22 protein-coding genes are annotated in these 14,214 nt (G+C 72.5%); 15 read left to right on the top strand and 7 right to left on the bottom strand.

Translation table 11 applies throughout. The features are described from left to right. Positions 1-87: 87 nt before the first annotated feature. Positions 88-555, top strand: coding sequence for an aminoacyl-tRNA deacylase (locus tag IEZ31_RS56105; RefSeq protein ID WP_229834370.1), 468 nt, complete (start codon positions 88-90; stop codon positions 553-555). A gap of 373 nt (positions 556-928) precedes the next feature. After that, on the top strand, positions 929-1,507 hold the full coding sequence (locus IEZ31_RS05805; RefSeq protein ID WP_190248694.1) for a C40 family peptidase: 579 nt from the start codon (positions 929-931) through the stop codon (positions 1,505-1,507). A gap of 147 nt (positions 1,508-1,654) precedes the next feature. Here the strand turns inward: IEZ31_RS05805 and IEZ31_RS05800 are convergent, their stop codons facing one another. Continuing rightward, positions 1,655-2,089 (bottom strand): cupin domain-containing protein, encoded by a 435-nt coding sequence (locus IEZ31_RS05800; RefSeq protein WP_190248693.1) that lies wholly within the window; start codon positions 2,087-2,089, stop codon positions 1,655-1,657. Between the two features lie 66 nt (positions 2,090-2,155). On the opposite strand from IEZ31_RS05800, the gene IEZ31_RS05795 reads away from it, so the two are divergent. From IEZ31_RS05795 to IEZ31_RS05790, 3 genes are read left to right on the top strand one after another with little or no spacing between them, the layout of a single operon-like run. Further along, positions 2,156-2,554 (top strand): WapI family immunity protein, encoded by a 399-nt coding sequence (locus IEZ31_RS05795; protein ID WP_190248692.1) that lies wholly within the window; start codon positions 2,156-2,158, stop codon positions 2,552-2,554. Continuing rightward, positions 2,554-2,685: a hypothetical protein gene (locus tag IEZ31_RS58150; protein WP_268241650.1), complete on the top strand. Its 132-nt coding sequence runs from the start codon at positions 2,554-2,556 to the stop codon at positions 2,683-2,685. Before IEZ31_RS05795 ends, IEZ31_RS58150 begins: the two co-directional genes overlap by 1 nt. Before the next feature lie 12 nt (positions 2,686-2,697). Beyond that, positions 2,698-3,882: a hypothetical protein gene (locus IEZ31_RS05790; protein ID WP_190248691.1), complete on the top strand. Its 1,185-nt coding sequence runs from the start codon at positions 2,698-2,700 to the stop codon at positions 3,880-3,882. Positions 3,883-4,021: 139 nt separating this feature from the next. Here the strand turns inward: IEZ31_RS05790 and IEZ31_RS05785 are convergent, their stop codons facing one another. The 3 genes from IEZ31_RS05785 to IEZ31_RS05775 form a co-directional block, all read right to left on the bottom strand. Further along, positions 4,022-4,387 (bottom strand): VOC family protein, encoded by a 366-nt coding sequence (locus tag IEZ31_RS05785; protein ID WP_190248690.1) that lies wholly within the window; start codon positions 4,385-4,387, stop codon positions 4,022-4,024. Between the two features lie 35 nt (positions 4,388-4,422). Next, on the bottom strand, positions 4,423-5,043 hold the full coding sequence (locus IEZ31_RS05780) for a trimeric intracellular cation channel family protein (protein WP_190248689.1): 621 nt from the start codon (positions 5,041-5,043) through the stop codon (positions 4,423-4,425). 90 nt (positions 5,044-5,133) lie between these two features. Next, positions 5,134-5,514 carry a hypothetical protein gene (locus IEZ31_RS05775; protein ID WP_190248688.1) on the bottom strand — a complete coding sequence of 127 codons (381 nt, stop codon included), beginning with the start codon at positions 5,512-5,514 and terminating at the stop codon, positions 5,134-5,136. 184 nt (positions 5,515-5,698) lie between these two features. On the opposite strand from IEZ31_RS05775, the gene IEZ31_RS05770 reads away from it, so the two are divergent. Then, on the top strand, positions 5,699-5,908 hold the full coding sequence (locus IEZ31_RS05770) for a hypothetical protein (protein ID WP_190248687.1): 210 nt from the start codon (positions 5,699-5,701) through the stop codon (positions 5,906-5,908). Positions 5,909-5,965: 57 nt separating this feature from the next. Here IEZ31_RS05770 and IEZ31_RS05765 read toward each other — a convergent pair whose 3' ends face one another. After that, positions 5,966-7,027: a calcium:cation antiporter gene (locus tag IEZ31_RS05765; protein WP_229834285.1), complete on the bottom strand. Its 1,062-nt coding sequence runs from the start codon at positions 7,025-7,027 to the stop codon at positions 5,966-5,968. 68 nt (positions 7,028-7,095) lie between these two features. Here IEZ31_RS05765 and IEZ31_RS05760 point away from each other — a divergent pair, with 68 nt between their 5' ends. Further along, positions 7,096-7,473: a hypothetical protein gene (locus tag IEZ31_RS05760; RefSeq protein WP_190248686.1), complete on the top strand. Its 378-nt coding sequence runs from the start codon at positions 7,096-7,098 to the stop codon at positions 7,471-7,473. A gap of 137 nt (positions 7,474-7,610) precedes the next feature. Here the strand turns inward: IEZ31_RS05760 and IEZ31_RS05755 are convergent, their stop codons facing one another. Beyond that, positions 7,611-8,087, bottom strand: coding sequence for a hypothetical protein (locus tag IEZ31_RS05755; RefSeq protein ID WP_190248685.1), 477 nt, complete (start codon positions 8,085-8,087; stop codon positions 7,611-7,613). Between the two features lie 80 nt (positions 8,088-8,167). On the opposite strand from IEZ31_RS05755, the gene IEZ31_RS05750 reads away from it, so the two are divergent. The 4 genes from IEZ31_RS05750 to IEZ31_RS05735 are packed head-to-tail and all read left to right on the top strand — an operon-like array spanning position 8,168 to position 10,711. Beyond that, the gene (locus IEZ31_RS05750) at positions 8,168-8,614 is read left to right on the top strand and encodes a carboxymuconolactone decarboxylase family protein (protein ID WP_229834284.1); all 447 of its coding nucleotides are present in this window, start codon (positions 8,168-8,170) and stop codon (positions 8,612-8,614) included. Further along, entirely contained in the window at positions 8,611-9,447 is an 837-nt protein-coding gene (gene sigJ, locus IEZ31_RS05745; protein WP_190248684.1) for an RNA polymerase sigma factor SigJ, read from the top strand. The genes IEZ31_RS05750 and sigJ overlap by 4 nt, the downstream gene beginning before the upstream one ends. 8 nt (positions 9,448-9,455) lie before the next feature. Beyond that, positions 9,456-9,971: a SigE family RNA polymerase sigma factor gene (locus tag IEZ31_RS05740; protein WP_190248683.1), complete on the top strand. Its 516-nt coding sequence runs from the start codon at positions 9,456-9,458 to the stop codon at positions 9,969-9,971. Further along, positions 9,968-10,711 (top strand): hypothetical protein, encoded by a 744-nt coding sequence (locus IEZ31_RS05735; RefSeq protein WP_190248682.1) that lies wholly within the window; start codon positions 9,968-9,970, stop codon positions 10,709-10,711. The genes IEZ31_RS05740 and IEZ31_RS05735 overlap by 4 nt, the downstream gene beginning before the upstream one ends. Here IEZ31_RS05735 and IEZ31_RS05730 read toward each other — a convergent pair whose 3' ends face one another. Further along, a complete protein-coding gene (locus tag IEZ31_RS05730) occupies positions 10,712-11,314 on the bottom strand; it encodes a DUF998 domain-containing protein (protein WP_190248681.1) in 603 nt (200 codons plus the stop codon). Between the two features lie 59 nt (positions 11,315-11,373). Here IEZ31_RS05730 and IEZ31_RS05725 point away from each other — a divergent pair, with 59 nt between their 5' ends. The 4 genes from IEZ31_RS05725 to IEZ31_RS05710 all read left to right on the top strand — a co-directional run bounded on the left by IEZ31_RS05725 (position 11,374) and on the right by IEZ31_RS05710 (position 13,984). Further along, positions 11,374-11,856 carry a MarR family winged helix-turn-helix transcriptional regulator gene (locus IEZ31_RS05725; protein WP_229834282.1) on the top strand — a complete coding sequence of 161 codons (483 nt, stop codon included), beginning with the start codon at positions 11,374-11,376 and terminating at the stop codon, positions 11,854-11,856. Then, on the top strand, positions 11,834-12,253 hold the full coding sequence (locus tag IEZ31_RS05720) for an organic hydroperoxide resistance protein (RefSeq protein ID WP_190248680.1): 420 nt from the start codon (positions 11,834-11,836) through the stop codon (positions 12,251-12,253). Before IEZ31_RS05725 ends, IEZ31_RS05720 begins: the two co-directional genes overlap by 23 nt. 129 nt (positions 12,254-12,382) lie before the next feature. After that, on the top strand, positions 12,383-13,378 hold the full coding sequence (locus IEZ31_RS05715) for an NADP-dependent oxidoreductase (RefSeq protein WP_190248679.1): 996 nt from the start codon (positions 12,383-12,385) through the stop codon (positions 13,376-13,378). Between the two features lie 30 nt (positions 13,379-13,408). Continuing rightward, positions 13,409-13,984 carry a GNAT family N-acetyltransferase gene (locus IEZ31_RS05710; RefSeq protein WP_190248678.1) on the top strand — a complete coding sequence of 192 codons (576 nt, stop codon included), beginning with the start codon at positions 13,409-13,411 and terminating at the stop codon, positions 13,982-13,984. The last annotated feature ends 230 nt before the right edge of the window (positions 13,985-14,214 follow it).

Below are 14,214 nucleotides of genomic sequence, written 5' to 3'. Positions count from 1 at the left end.
CCCGGCACGGTCGTGGAGCGCCGGACGATGGTCGTGGTGTCGTTCGACGGCGACCGCTCGGTCGTCGTGCGCTCCGGAGGTGGGGGAATGGGCAATCCGGCGATCGACGGGGTGGCCGCGAGCGGCATCGTGTACCGGATCGTGGAGCACGGCCCCGTGCGCAGCCTGACCGAGGCCGCCGCGGCGCGCGGGGTCGCGGTGCCCGACGTGGTGAAGACGATCGTGGTCCGGCTGGCCGACGACGACTTCCGGTTTGTGCTCGTGCCGGGCGACCGGGTCATCTCGTGGCCGAAGCTGCGGGCGCTGCTCGGGGTCAGCCGGATCTCGATGCCGGACGCGGCGACCGCGAAGCAGGCGACGGGCTACGAGCGCGGCACGATCACGCCGTTCGGCTCGACGACCGCCTGGCCGGTCGTCGCCGACGAGCGGGTCCGCGGCCGGGAGATCACGCTCGGCGGCGGCGCGCACGGGGTGGCGCTCGCGGTCGACGCCGACGCGGCGATCGCGGCGCTGGGAGCCACCGTCGCCGATGTGTCGGACCCCGGGGAAGCCTGACTTCGCGAGCCTTCTTGCGCCGGTGCAGCGCGGCGGGCGCCAATGGGATTTGCGCAAATTGCCCATTTCAGCGGCAAGCTGTGTCAATCTGGCTCCGGCAACGATCATTGCCCGGGTTTCCGGAGGCCGGCCGTTCTCGACGACCGGCCACGCGGACCCGCGCACGGCGCCTCGCCGTGCGCGGGCACCGCCTCCGGGAAGCGCACGAGAGCCCCGGGCCGAACGGGGAGTCCCGCTGACCAGCTATCCGTTACGCCGCAACGTCGCGGCAGCGACCACCCTCTGCACCATCGCCTGCTCCGCCGTCGGCGGCACACTGCTCGCCCAGGCGCCGGCCGCGGGCACGACCTCCGACTTCGCGCCGTACGTCTCCGTGGGCTCGTTCGAGCCCCACCGCGCGGACCGCCTGGCCGAACTGCTCCCGGCCCGCCGCTTACCCGCCGAACGCACACCGGCAGCGACGGCCGTCAACCCGGCCCGCGCCCCGGAAAAGGCCGCCCGGGCCGCGCGGGCGCAGCGGAAACCGGCGAACGCAAAACCGCGCACGACATCCCCGCCGAACCGCCCGCGCATCCGTGACGCCGGCCGCCCCCGCCCCGTCCAGCAGGTCAGCACCGGCGACGGCAGCGTGGTCGGCTTCGCGCTGGCCCAGGTCGGCAAGGGGTACCGCTACGGCTCCGCCGGCCCCGACCGGTTCGACTGCTCGGGCCTGGTCGTCGCCGCGTACCGCCGGGCGGGCATCAACCTGCCCCGCTCCACGTCCGGCCTGGTCGGGCGGGGCCGCCCGGTGAGCCGCGCCGAACTCCGCCCGGGCGACCTGGTGTTCCCGTCCTCGGGCCACGTGGGCATCTACATCGGCGGCGGCCGCATGGTCCACGCGTCGACGGAGCGCGGCGGCGTGAAGGTGTCCCCGATCTACGCCTTCCACACCGCCCGCCACATAACCCCCTGACCCCCCGCCGCCCCCACCGCCCCCACCGCCCCCACACCGCGTCGATCTTGCACTTGTGGTGCCGCGACACTCCCGGAATGCCCGGGTTTGGGAGGCACCACAACTGCAAGATCGACGCGGGTCACGAGCGGGAGGGGCGGCGGGCGGTCAGGCCAGGCGGAAGTCGGCGAAGTCGAAGCCCGGCGCCACCACGCAGCTCACCAGGACCGGGTCGGCGCCGATCGGGGCGGCCGCCTGCCAGGTGCCGGCGGCGATCAGGACCTGCGGGCGCTGGCCGGCGGCCACGTCGGCGCCCAGGATCGCGACCGGGCCGTCCGCCGGAGCCGGGCCGGAGCCGCCGAGGCGCAGCTCCAGCGGGCCGCCCGAGTGCCAGAACCACAGCTCGTCGGAGCGCACCACGTGCCAGGCCGAGGATTCCCCCGGGTGCAGCAGGAAATAGATCGCCGTCGCCGTTGCCCGTGGGCCGTCGTAGCCGGCCGGGGTGAAGGTGACCGGGGAGCGCCAGGTTTCCCGGTACCAGCCGCCCTCCGGGTGCGGTCGCAGGTCGAGCTGTTCCGCGAGCGGCGGGCGCGGTGTGGTCATGCGCACAACCGTATCGGCCCTAACGGACGGTGCCCCGCGGGACACCGCCTTGCGATGCTTGCGAGCGTGAGGCTGGAGTCGCGCGGGGGCGCGTTTGTCGAACTGCACATGACCCACGGCGAGGTCGACGGGATCGTCGACGCCGGAGACGGCCGCGCCTGGATGTTCCGGGCGGCGTGCCTGACCCGCGAGGAGGCGCGCCTGCTCGGCGACTGGCTGCTGCGCGTCGCCAAGGGCCGGGTCGAGCTGCACGAGCGGCTCACGTTCGCCGCGCCGGAGCTGAGCTTCGCCTACGACGAGCACGAGTACGGTCAGCCCCGCATCACCGTCGGCTTCTCCCGCGCCGCCGCGCCCGCCTGGCTGGGCGACGAGCAGCACCGCACCTTCGACTACCCGCTCACGCTCGACCTGACTCCCGAGTCGCTCGAGTCCGCCGCGGTGGACTGGGAGCGGGAGGTGCACTGATGGCCGTCGAGTTCGCCCACGACGACCATATCGTCACGCTCACCCAGGACGCGGCCGAGTTCGAGCGCTTCCGGGCGTTCATCGTGCTCGCCACCGCCACCCGCGACGGCGCGCCCGGCCCCGCTGCCTAATACGATCGCCGGATGCGACGCATCGGGGCATTGCTGCTGATCATCGCCCTCGTCTCCGGGGGATGCGGCAACGGTACCGCTGAGCAGGACGCGGGCCGCGCCCTCGCCGGGCCGGCCGGCGCGAGCGGGCAGCCGGCCTCCCCCGGGCCGTCGACGTCCGCGTCGGCCTCGGCCAAGCCGAGCGCCAGCGCGGCGGCGCTGCCGGCGGCCGGCAACCCGAACGGACGGGCGGCGGTCCCGGCGGAGGCGCGCGCGGTCGACACTTCGAGGCCCGCCCGCACGGTCGGCAACGGCACGGCGGCGAGCTGCACCTCGGAGGCGGTCGTCTCGGCGGTCTCGGCCGGCGGCATCATCACGTTCGCGTGCGGTCCCGACCCGGTCACGATCACGATGAAGGCCACGGCGAAGGTCCGCAACGCGGTGTCGGGCGGCAAGGTGGTGCTCGACGGCGGCGGCAAGGTGACGCTGAGCGGCGAGGGCAAGCGGCGCATCCTGTACATGAACACGTGCGACAAGGACCTTGGCTGGACCACCAGCCACTGCAACGACCAGGAGACGCCGCAGCTCGTCGTGCAGAACCTGACGTTCGCGGACGGCAACTCGACCGGCGACAAGGCCGAGGGTGGCGGCGGCGGGGCGATCTTCGTGCGGGGCGGCCGGTTCAGGGTCGTCAACTCGCGCTTCGTGCGCAACCGCTGCGACCAGTCGGGACCGGACCTGGGCGGGGCCGCCATCCGGGCGCTCAACCAGTACCACAACCAACCCGTCTACATCGTGAGCAGCACGTTCGGCGGAGCAGCGGGCCAGGGCGGGGTGTGCTCGAACGGCGGGGCCCTGTCGAGCATCGGCGTCTCCTGGGTGGTGCTCAACAGCGTCCTGTCGTACAACTCGGCGGTCGGCAAGGGCGCCAACCCGGCGCGCGGGGGCACGCCGGGTGGCGGCAGCGGCGGCGCGATCTACTGCGACGGCAACCAGTTCACGGTCCGGCTCGCCGGCACGCTGGTCGAGCAGAACAAGGCGAACGAGGGTGGCGGCGCGGTGTTCTTCGTGAGCAACGACCGCACCGGCACCATGTCGATCGAGAGCTCGACGCTGCGCAAGAACCCGAGCGCGGGCTTCGAGACGCCGGGCTTCCCTGGCATCTACTTCCTCGGCGCCCGACCCCCGTCGGTCCAGTCCTCGACGCTGACGAAGTAGCCGGACGAAATCGCTGAACGAAATCGCTGAACGACGACGTCGCCGGACGACGTCGCCGGACGACGTCGCCGGACGACGTCGCCGGACGAATGTGCACGTTTGCCCCGTCAAACGTGCACATTCGACGTGTGGCAAACGGTCAGGAGCGCAGGCAGGCGCAGAACGGGTGGCCGGCCGGGTCGAGCAGCACCGTGTACCGGTCGCCGCCCGGCTGGAAGTCCGGCTTGGTGGCGCCCAGCTTGAGCGCCCGCTCCTCCGCGTCGGCGAGGTCGTCGACGTAGAAGTCGAGGTGGAACTGCTTCGGCGTCGGGCCCTCGGGCCAGGTCGGGGCAGCGTAGCCGGCGATCTGACCGAAGCCGACGGACGTGGTGCCGTCGCTGATCATGGCGTACTCCTCCTGGCTGTGGGTCACCTCCCAGCCCAGGATCTCGCTGTAGAACGTCGCCAGCACGGGCGGCTCGGCGCAGTCGATGTTGACCATGATGAGGCTCGCAAAACCAGTCATGCGCTCATCGTGCCGCGCATTCCTGCCACGTCATGTCAGGATTGGTCGCGGTTTGCCGTGGGAGCGGACCAGTTGCGGCGGATCGCCACCATGCGCAGCACGAACGTCAGCGTGGCGGCCAGCGCGATGCTGATGGGCCGCTGGGTGTGCAGGGTGTCGAGCGTCGCCACCGAGGCGCAGCCGGCCAGCCCCGCGACCGCGTAGATCTCGCGGCGCAGCACGGTCGGGATCTCCCCGGTGAGCAGGTCGCGCACCAGCCCGCCGCCGATGCCGGTGATCATGCCGATGATGCAGGCGCCGACGGGCGGGATGCCGCCGTCGAGCGCCTTGAGCGTGCCCGTCACGACGAACAGCCCCAGCCCGGCGGCGTCGAGCAGCAGCACCGTCCACCGCAGCCGGCTCACGGCGGGGTGCAGCCAGAACGTGGCCGCGGCGGTGACGACGGCCACGGTGGCGTACCGCCAGTCGACGAACGCGAACGGCTGCACGTTGACGAACACGTCGCGCAGGATGCCCCCGCCGAGCGCCGCCGTGAAGCCGACGAAGATCACGCCGAAGAGGTCGAGCCGCTTGGCCACCCCGGCCACGGCACCGGACGCCGCGAACACGGCGATGCCGATGAGGTCGACCACGACGAGGGGGCTCAGCGCTGACACGCGATCATGTATACCGGCCGCGCAGACGCCGGACGGCGCGGCAGGCCGAGCGGCTGCCCGGACCACCGCGCCGTCGAATACGAGGGCGCCTCAGATGTTGTCGATGACGGCCATCGAGGTCTCGTGCTGCATGGCCAGCAGGTCGGAGACCGCGGCGGCGTCGTAGTAGCCGCCCGTGTCGGCCGACTCGGTGGCCGCCACGTCGCCGTCCAGGTTGCCGCCCGAGCCGTCGTACTCGGCCGTGTAGTCCGGCTCCTCGGTCAGGTCCGTGGTGACGCCGGTGCGGTCGTCGTACAGCTGCTCGTAGACGCCGTCGCCGTCGGCGTCCAGGGCGGCCACGTCGGCCACCCCGTCGCCGTCCAGGTCGCCGACGAGGACGTTGCTGCCGTCCTCCAGGGTGTAGATCTCGGCCTGGTCCTCGACGCCGTCGCCGTCGAGGTCCGCGCTGAAGCCGCCTTCGAATTCGCTCATATCGGTGGTGCTCCCATTTCCTTGGTGTACTGCAACGAGCACGAACGCTATTGGTTCACCGGCGTCGTTCACTCCCCCATTGCTGCCAACCCGACAGGGGAAGAGAGCTGGATCACCGGCCACGTTTGCCCCAGCGGGCCCACGGGGTACTCCATCCACATCTGACGCTACGAAGGAGGAGGCTGTGGGCAGAGGGTCCTCGATCGGCGGGGTCATCCTCGTCATCTGGCTGATCATCGGTGTCATCGCCGCGGGCCAGCGCGGATACTTCAACAGCGACGAAGCGAACTGCGCCAAGACCGGGACCATCCTGGTGACGATCGTGGCCGGTCCGCTGAACTACCTCGGGGTCAACCCGAAGATCACGTGCGACCTGCCCGAGCCGTCCAAGTGAGCCGAGCGTTCCTGGCCCTCGCGGGTGCGCGGGGGCCAGGAACGCGCAAACCCGGTGTCAGGGTGTCAGGGCCAGGAAGATGAACGCGCCGAAGATCGACAGGTGCACGGTCCCCTGCAGCAGGGTCGCGCGGCCGGGAGCCACGGTCATGACGCTCACCACCACGGTCAGGGCCAGCAGGACCAGGTCCTTCGACGGCAGGCCCAGCGTGAGCGGCTGGCCGAGCAGGCTCGCCACGACGCCGATGGTCGGGATCGTCAGGCCGATGCTCGCCAGCGCCGACCCGAGCGCCAGGTTGAAGCTCGTCTGCACCCGGTTGCGCGCCGCCGCCCGCACCGCCGCCGTCGTCTCCGGGAGCAGCACGAGCAGCGCGATCGCCACGCCGACCACGGACTGCGGCGCGCCGAGGATGTGCACGCCGCGCTCGATCGCCGGCGACTCGGTCTTGGCCAGGCCGACCACGGCCACCAGGCAGACCACCAGCATGCCGAGGCTGATCCAGGCGTCGCGGGTGCTCGGCAGTACCGAGTCGTGGTGGTCCTGCTCCTCGGCGAAGTGCGGCCGATGGCGGATCGTCTGCACGAAGACGAAGACGCCGTACAGCACCAGGGAGGCCACGCCGGCGAAGGCGAGCTGCACCGTCGAGTAGCTGGGGCCGGGCGACGTCGTCGTGAACGTGGGCAGCACCAGGGCCAGCGTGGCCAGTGAGGTCAGCGTGGCCAGGGCGCCGGTCACCCCCTCGACCCGGAACTCGAGCACGCGGTGCTTCAGGGTGCCGACAAGCAGGCTCAGGCCGATGACGCCGTTGCACACGATCATGAACGCCGAGTACACGGTGTCGCGGGCCAGCGTGTCGGCCCGCTGCCCGGGGGTGGTCATGAGCATGACGATCAGGCCCACCTCGATGACGGTGACCGCGATCGCGAGGATGAGGGTGCCGAACGGCTCACCGACCCGGTGCGCCACCACCTCGGCGTGGTGCACGGCGGCGATGACCGCCGCGATCAGGGCGATCGCGACCAGGACCAGCACGATGCCGTGCGGCTTGCGCCCCCAGGTCGCGGCGAGCACCACGGCGGCGACCGGCGGCACCGCCACCGGCCATCTGAGGAACGCCACAACCTGAGCGTAGGTGGCGCACAGTGACGATTCAGGCAGCTCACAGGGATTCGAGCTAGCTTTCCCCCATGGACGAGAACGAGGCCCGGCGGGTGGTCGACGCGCTGCGCGACCGCGGCGTGCCGGCCCACCTGGAGCTGGCCAAGGCCGGGCTGTCCCAGTTCGGCGTGCGGGTGACGCTGTTCGACGGCCGGGTCGCGGTGTGGGACACCGACGGCACGGCGGGCCTGGAGGCGCAGGTCATGCGCGACGGCATGCTGGTCGGCTACGTGCCGATGATCGAAGGTTCCGAGCACTTCACCGAGGCGCAGATCGTGGACGCGATCGCGCGGACCGACTACGACCGCCCGGTCGCGCGCCAGCGCAGCACGGCCCCGCCGCCGGCGCCGTCGCTGCCCCGGGAGGGTGGCTTCTTCCGCCGCTTCCGTGAGGGTTTCCGCAGCTGAAGCGGCATGCGCCGCATTACCGCGGACGCCGGGCCACGCCGCGCTTCCGGCCGGAATTGTCCGCGCCGCACCCGCCATCCGCGCCGCACCCGCCACACACCGTGCCTCGCGGCCGGGCGACAACGACCGGGCGAGGATCAGCCGTCGTACACCTGGGAGCGCTCGATCTCCGCGAACGCGCGCTGCAGGTGCGGCGCGAACGGGCGGGCCGCCAGCAGGTCGGCGACGAGCAGCGGCGCGTGGCGGGCGAGCGCCCGGGGTGACGGCCGGTGCTCCTCGTCGGCCTCCTCGTGCACGCCGAGCGCGCCGATCAGCACGACGGCCATGACCTGCGGGTCGACCTCCTGCCACTCGATCGCGGCCCGGACCGCCCGCTCCAGCGCGGCGCGCACGTCGTCGCCGTCCAGCCCGTCGGGGTGCAGCTCCTCGATCAGGTTGCGCACGACGGTGCCGAGGACGAGCCCGGTCTGCTCCGGGTCGAGCGCCGACAGCCGCTCGACGGCGTCCTCGAACGCCTCCTTCTCGCGCTCGCGGGCGGCCTCGACGGCGTCGGCCGCGGCGGTCGCGATGGCCCGGGCCGGTGGTGGCAGGTGTCGCCAGCTTGCGCTCGTCACCCCGGAACACTAATCCGGCGCGTGGCCCAGGACACAGCGGGGACTGTCACGTTCCGGGTGGGGAGCCCCGTCGTGAGTGCATGACCAACACCGCACGCATGAAGATCAACGACGTCAGTCCCGCCGCCTACCAGGCTGTGCTCGGCCTTGAGAAGTACATCCGCGCCAACGTCGACGGCGAGCTGCTACACCTGGTCAAGCTCCGCGCCTCGATCATGAACGGCTGCTCGTTCTGCGTCGACATGCACAGCCGGGAGGGGCTCGCCGACGGCATGTCCAGCCGCAAGCTGTTCGCGGTCGGGGCGTGGCGCGAGGCGCCGTTCTTCGACGAGCGGGAGCGGGCCGCGCTCGACCTCACGGAGGAGGTCACCCGCCTCGGCGACCACGGGGTGAGCGACGAGGTGTGGGACAACGCCGTCGAGCACTTCGGTCAGGAGGGCGTCGCCAACCTGCTCATGGCGATTGCGACGATCAACGTGTGGAACCGCCTCTCGGTGTCGACCAGGACGCAGCCTCCGGTGGAATGACCGTCTTCGCCGCGCATCGACCCATGTTGTACGGGCTGGCGTACCGACTGCTGGGCAGCGTCCACGACGCCGAGGACGTCCTGCAGGAGGCGTACCTGCGCTGGAGCCGCGCCGACCGGTCGGGCGTCGCCGAGCCGCGCCGCTACCTCACCCGGGTGGTGGCGCGGCTCGCGGTCGATCTGCTGCGGTCCCGGCAGGCACGGCGCGAGGAGTACATCGGGACCTGGCTGCCGGAGCCGGTATCGACCGAGCCCTCCCCGTTCGGGGCGGTCGACACCTCCGACCTGTCCATCGCCGTGCTGCACCTGCTGGAGCGGCTGACCCCGCCGCAGCGGGCGGTGTACGTGCTGCACACCGCCTTCGGCCTGCCCTACGGCGAGATCGGCGAGGTGCTCGGCCGCAGCGCCGACGACTGCCGGCAGCTGCACCACCGGGCGAGCGAGGCGATCGGCGGCCGGGCCCGGTTCGCCACCGACCCGGCCGAGCACCGGCGGCTCCTCGACGGGTTCGTCGCCGCCGCCCGGGGCGGGGACGTGGCGACGCTCGAGCGGCTGCTGCACGACGACGTCGTGGTGTGGAGCGACGGCGGCGGCCGCGTGCGGGCGGCCATCAACCCGATCCACGGGCGAGCCAAGGCGATCCGCTTCTGGACGAAGGTCGGCGGGCGGACCCGCGACCTGGCCCCGGTGCGGCTCAACGGCGAGGCGGGGGTGCTCATCCAGGGGTACAACCGCTATGCCCTGGCCATCTCGGTCACCGACGGCCGCATCAGCGGCGTGTATCTGATGGCGAACCCGGAGAAGCTCTCAACCTTCGCGGGCGTCCTCTCGTAGAACAGGGTATGCGCGACTTCGACGAGTTCGCCGCCGCGGCGGCCCGGCCGCTGCTCCGCCTCGGCTGGCTGCTCAGCGGCAGTGCGGAGCAGGCCCAGGATCTCGCGCAGGCCGCGCTGGTCCGCACGTACACGGCGTGGCACCGGGTGCGGGAGGACGACGCGCTCGCGTACGCCCGCCGCGTGCTGGTCAACCTGCACACCGACTGGCTGCGCCGCCGCCCGTGGCGGGAGGTCGCGCACGCCGAGCCGCCGGACGCGGCCGCCGCCGACCCGGGGCACGCCGCCGTCGAGGAGCGGGCGGCCCTCATCGCCGCGCTGCAGACCCTCAGTCGCAAGGAGCGTGCGGCGGTGGTGCTGCGGTACTACGCCGACCTGTCCGAGCGGGAGACCGCGCAGACGCTCGGGGTCAGCGTCGGCACCGTCAAGTCGGTCTGCTCGCGGGCGCTCGCCAAGCTGCGCGCCAGCCCGCTGCTGCGGGCCGAACAGGAACTCGCCCGTACAACCTCTGGAGATGCGTCATGACCACGGACCTGGACCTCACCGAGCGGCTCGCCGACGCGGCCTCGGCCGCTCCCGACCAACTGGGCGTCACGATCGGCGAACTGCGCCTGCGGGGCGCGCGGCAGCGCCGGACCCGCGCCGGGGTGGCCTCGGCGGCCGCGGCGCTGGTGGTGGCGGGCGGGGCGTTCGCCGTCGCGGGCGGCTCGCCGGCACCGGTCGCGGCGCCCCCGAGCCCCGGTCCCGCGCCGTCGCTCAGCCCGATCCCCCTCAGCGAGGTGCCGCGGATGTACATCACCGTCGTGCCGTCCGGCGGCCTCGGCCTCGACAACGCGCTCGGCGACGACGGCGTCGGGCTGTGGTTCGCCGAGTCGGACGGGCGGTTCGTCCTGGCCTTCGGGGTGCGGAGCCCCGACGGCGGGATCTCGCTGCGGTCGGTCGGCACCGACCCGGCGGTCGCGCCGCCCGGCCCGGGTGACGCCGGGTTCCACGCCGGTTACCAGACAAGTGCGGGCGACAGCCGGTTCCTGCTCGGGTACGTGGTCGGGCGGGCGGCGAGCGGCCCCGGCGCCGTGGCCCGGGTGACGCTCACGATCGACGGCCGGGCCACCACGGCACAGACCGCGGCGTGGCCGGTGGACGGGCGGGTCCACGTGTGGTGGGTCCGGCTGCCGGCCGACACGGCGCCGCTGGACGTCACCGGCCTGACCGCCGTCGATGCCCAGGGGACGGTGATCGCCCGGATTCCGGCGGGACTGCGCTAATTAGGGCAGCACCGCGGGCTGGCCGACGTGGCGGCGCAGGAGCACGACCGTCACCAGCGGCCAGGCCGCCTCGGCGCCGGTCGCGATCCGCTCGGCCAGGCCGACCAGTGACCCGGCGCCGAGGGCCACGGCGAACACGAACACCAGCGCGACCAGCACGAACGTGGCGGTCAGCATCACCGCGGCCGACGGCCGGAACGGGCCACCGCCGGGGCGGCGCCACAGGGCCGGCCAGAGCGCCAGGCAGGCGAGCGCGACGGTGGCCGCGGCCTGGTGGGCGCCCGACTCGCCGGTCACCGGCACCGGGATCGCGGCGACGAGGATGGTCGCCAGCCCGCCGATCGCCAGCATCAGCCGGCACGGGCCGGAGAAGGGGCGCAGGCCGAGCGCGGTCACGACGTGGCAGGCGCCGACCAGGGCCAGGGCGGTCGTCATCACCCAGCGGTGCGCGGCACCCATGCCGGCCAGGGAGCTGATGGTGTCGCGCAGCGAGTCGAACCCGGCGGGCTGCACGGCGGCGGCAACCGTCCAGCCGCCGATCAGCAGCACCGGCGCCGCGGCCGAGGACCACAGCGCGAACGTGGGGACGAAGTCGCGGCGCACCGGCCGAGTATGCCGCTCCGCACGGAGCCGCCGCACAATAGGTCGCGCACGACTAAATCGTGCGCTACTGTTGGCGTGTGGATGTACTGCCGCTGGACCGGCAGGTCTGTTTCGCGCTCTACACCGCCTCGCGGGCGGTCACGGCGCGCTACCGGCCGCTGCTCGACGAGTTGGGGCTCACCTACCCGCAGTACCTCGTCCTACTCACCCTCTGGGAGCGCGACGGGCGGACCGTCAAGGATCTCGGCGCGGCGCTGCGGCTGGACTCCAGCACGCTGTCGCCGCTGCTCAAGCGCCTGGAGGCGGCCGGCCTCGTGCGGCGCGAGCGGCGGGCCGACGACGAGCGGTCGGTGACCGTCCGGCTCACCCCCGAGGGCGCGGGGCTGCGGGCCCGGGCCGCCGGGCTGCCCGCCCGGCTGCTCTGCGCCGACGGCCTCGACGTGGACGAGCTCGCCGAGCTGCGGGTCACCCTGGCCCGCCTCACCGCGGCACTAACTTCGGCTGAGCGAGGAGAGATCGATGCAGGTGCTCTACACGGCTGACGTCACCGCCACCGGCGACGGCCGGGACGGCCACGTCACCAGCTCCGACGGGATCGTCGACGTCGACGTCGCGGTGCCCAAGGAGATGGGTGGCGCCGGCGGCGCGACCAACCCCGAGCAGCTCTTCGCCGCCGGCTACGCGGCCTGCTACCACAGCGCCCTGCGCCTGGTCGCCCGCCGCGAGAAGGTCTCGGTCGACGGCACGGTCGTCAACGCGAAGGTCGGCATCGGCCCCGACGGCAGCGGCGGGTTCGGACTGCAGGTGGCCCTGGCCGTGACGATCCCGGGCACCGACCGCGAGACCGCGCTTCGGCTCGCCGAGGCCGCGCACCAGGTCTGCCCCTACTCCAACGCCACCCGTGGCAACATCGACGTGACGCTGGAGGTGGCAGCGTGAGCGGTCCGGAGCGAAGCGGAGGCGGCCGGAGCGAAGCGGAGGACGAATGAGCGGTCCGGAGCGAAGCGGAGGGGCCGCTCATCATGGGCTCAGTCGGGGCTCAGGCGGCCGGAGCGAAGCGGAGGACGAATGAGCAACAAGCTGTGGCAGCTGGCCGCACGCCCGGAGGGCGTGCCGACGGCTGAGCACTTCCGGCTCGTCGAGGAGGAGGTGCCGACGCCGGGACCGGGCCAGGTCGTGGTCCGCAACGAGGTGATGTCGGTCGACCCGGCGATGCGCGGGCGGATGAACGACGTGCCGTCGTACGTGGCGCCGTTCCAGCTCGACCAGCCGCTCGAGGGCGGCGCGGTCGGCACCGTCGTCGCGTCCGAGAGCCCCGACGTCCCGGTCGGCGCGAGCGTGCTGCACGGCCTCGGCTGGCGCGAGTACGCGCTGCTGGACGCCAAGCACACCCGCGTCGTCGACACCGCCGCCGCGCCGCCCTCCGCCTTCCTGGGCGTGCTCGGGATGCCCGGGCTCACGGCGTACGCCGGGCTCCTCGACGTGGCGCACATGAAGCCCGACGAGAACGTGTTCGTCTCCGGCGCCGCGGGCGCGGTGGGCTCGCTGGCCGGTCAGATCGCCCGGCTGCGCGGTGCCCGGCTGGTGATCGGCAGCGCGGGTTCGGCGGAGAAGGTCCGGTATCTCGTGGAGGACCTCGGGTTCGACGCCGCCTTCAACTACAAGGACGGGTCGATCCGCACCCAGCTGAAGCAGCTGACCCCGGACGGCATCGACGTGTACTTCGACAACGTCGGCGGCGAGCAGCTGGAGGCCGCGCTGTTCCGCATGAACCTGCACGGGCGGGTGGCGGTCTGCGGCGCGATCTCGCAGTACAACCGCCCGGACGCGCAGGGGATCCGCAATCTCAGCCTGCTCATCAGCAAGCGGATCACGCTGCAGGGATTCCTCGTCATGGATCATTGGGGGCGGCGCCAGGCGTTCGTCGAGGAGATGACCGGCTGGCTGCGGGAGGGCAGGGTCCAGGTCCCGGAGACGTTCGTCGACGGCATCGAGCACGCCCCGGACGCGTTCCTGGGCATGCTGCGCGGCGAGAACCTGGGCAAAATGATCGTGCGCCTCTGAGGCGCTCGTTTTCGCGACGGGGATGGCAGCATGGGGTTCGTGCTGCCATCCCCGCAACTGCGCACCGCCCGTCTGCTGCTGCGCGGCTGGACGGAGGCCGACCGCGCACCGTTCGCCGCGATGAACGCCGATCCCGAGGTGATGCGATACTTCCCCCGCCGACTCACCCCGGGCGAGAGCGACGCCTTCGCCGACCGCATCGAGCAGCAGTTCGCCGAGCACGGCTACGGCCTGTGGGCGGTGTCCACGGCGGACGACCCGTTCATCGGCTTCGTCGGCCTGGCGTGGCAGCGCATCGACACCCCGTGGGCGCCGGCGCTGGAGATCGGCTGGCGGCTGGCCCGCCACGCGTCGGGCAGGGGCTACGCGACCGAGGCGGCGCTGGCGGCGCGGGACTTCGCCTTCCGCCCGCGCGAGGACGGCGGCGCGGGCATGACGGAGATCGTGTCCATGACCACGGTGACGAACACCCCGTCCCAGGCGGTGATGCGCAAGATCGGCATGACCCGCGACCCGGCCGACGACTTCCGCCACCCGAACCTGCCGCTCGGCCACCCACTGGAGATGCACGTCCTGTACCGCCTGCACCGCCCGCCCACCACCTGACCCGCTCCCACCCTCACCGCCCACTCCCGCCGCCGCGCCTTCTCCGCGTCGATCTTGCAGTTGTGGTGCCAGGATGGTCCGGATTTATGCGGATAAAGGTTGAACCACAACTGCAAGATCGACGCGGAGAGGGCGCGGGGAGAGGCCGCGCCCGCTAGGAGACCGCTGAACAATCCGGTTTCTGGACCGGGGTCTGGTCAGAGGTGACGGGGAAGGTGTCTCAATAGGCT

Source organism: Dactylosporangium sucinum (assembly GCF_014647515.1).
In the GTDB taxonomy this organism is placed as follows: domain Bacteria; phylum Actinomycetota; class Actinomycetes; order Mycobacteriales; family Micromonosporaceae; genus Dactylosporangium; species Dactylosporangium sucinum.
This window is presented reverse-complemented; position numbering and strand designations above follow the sequence as displayed.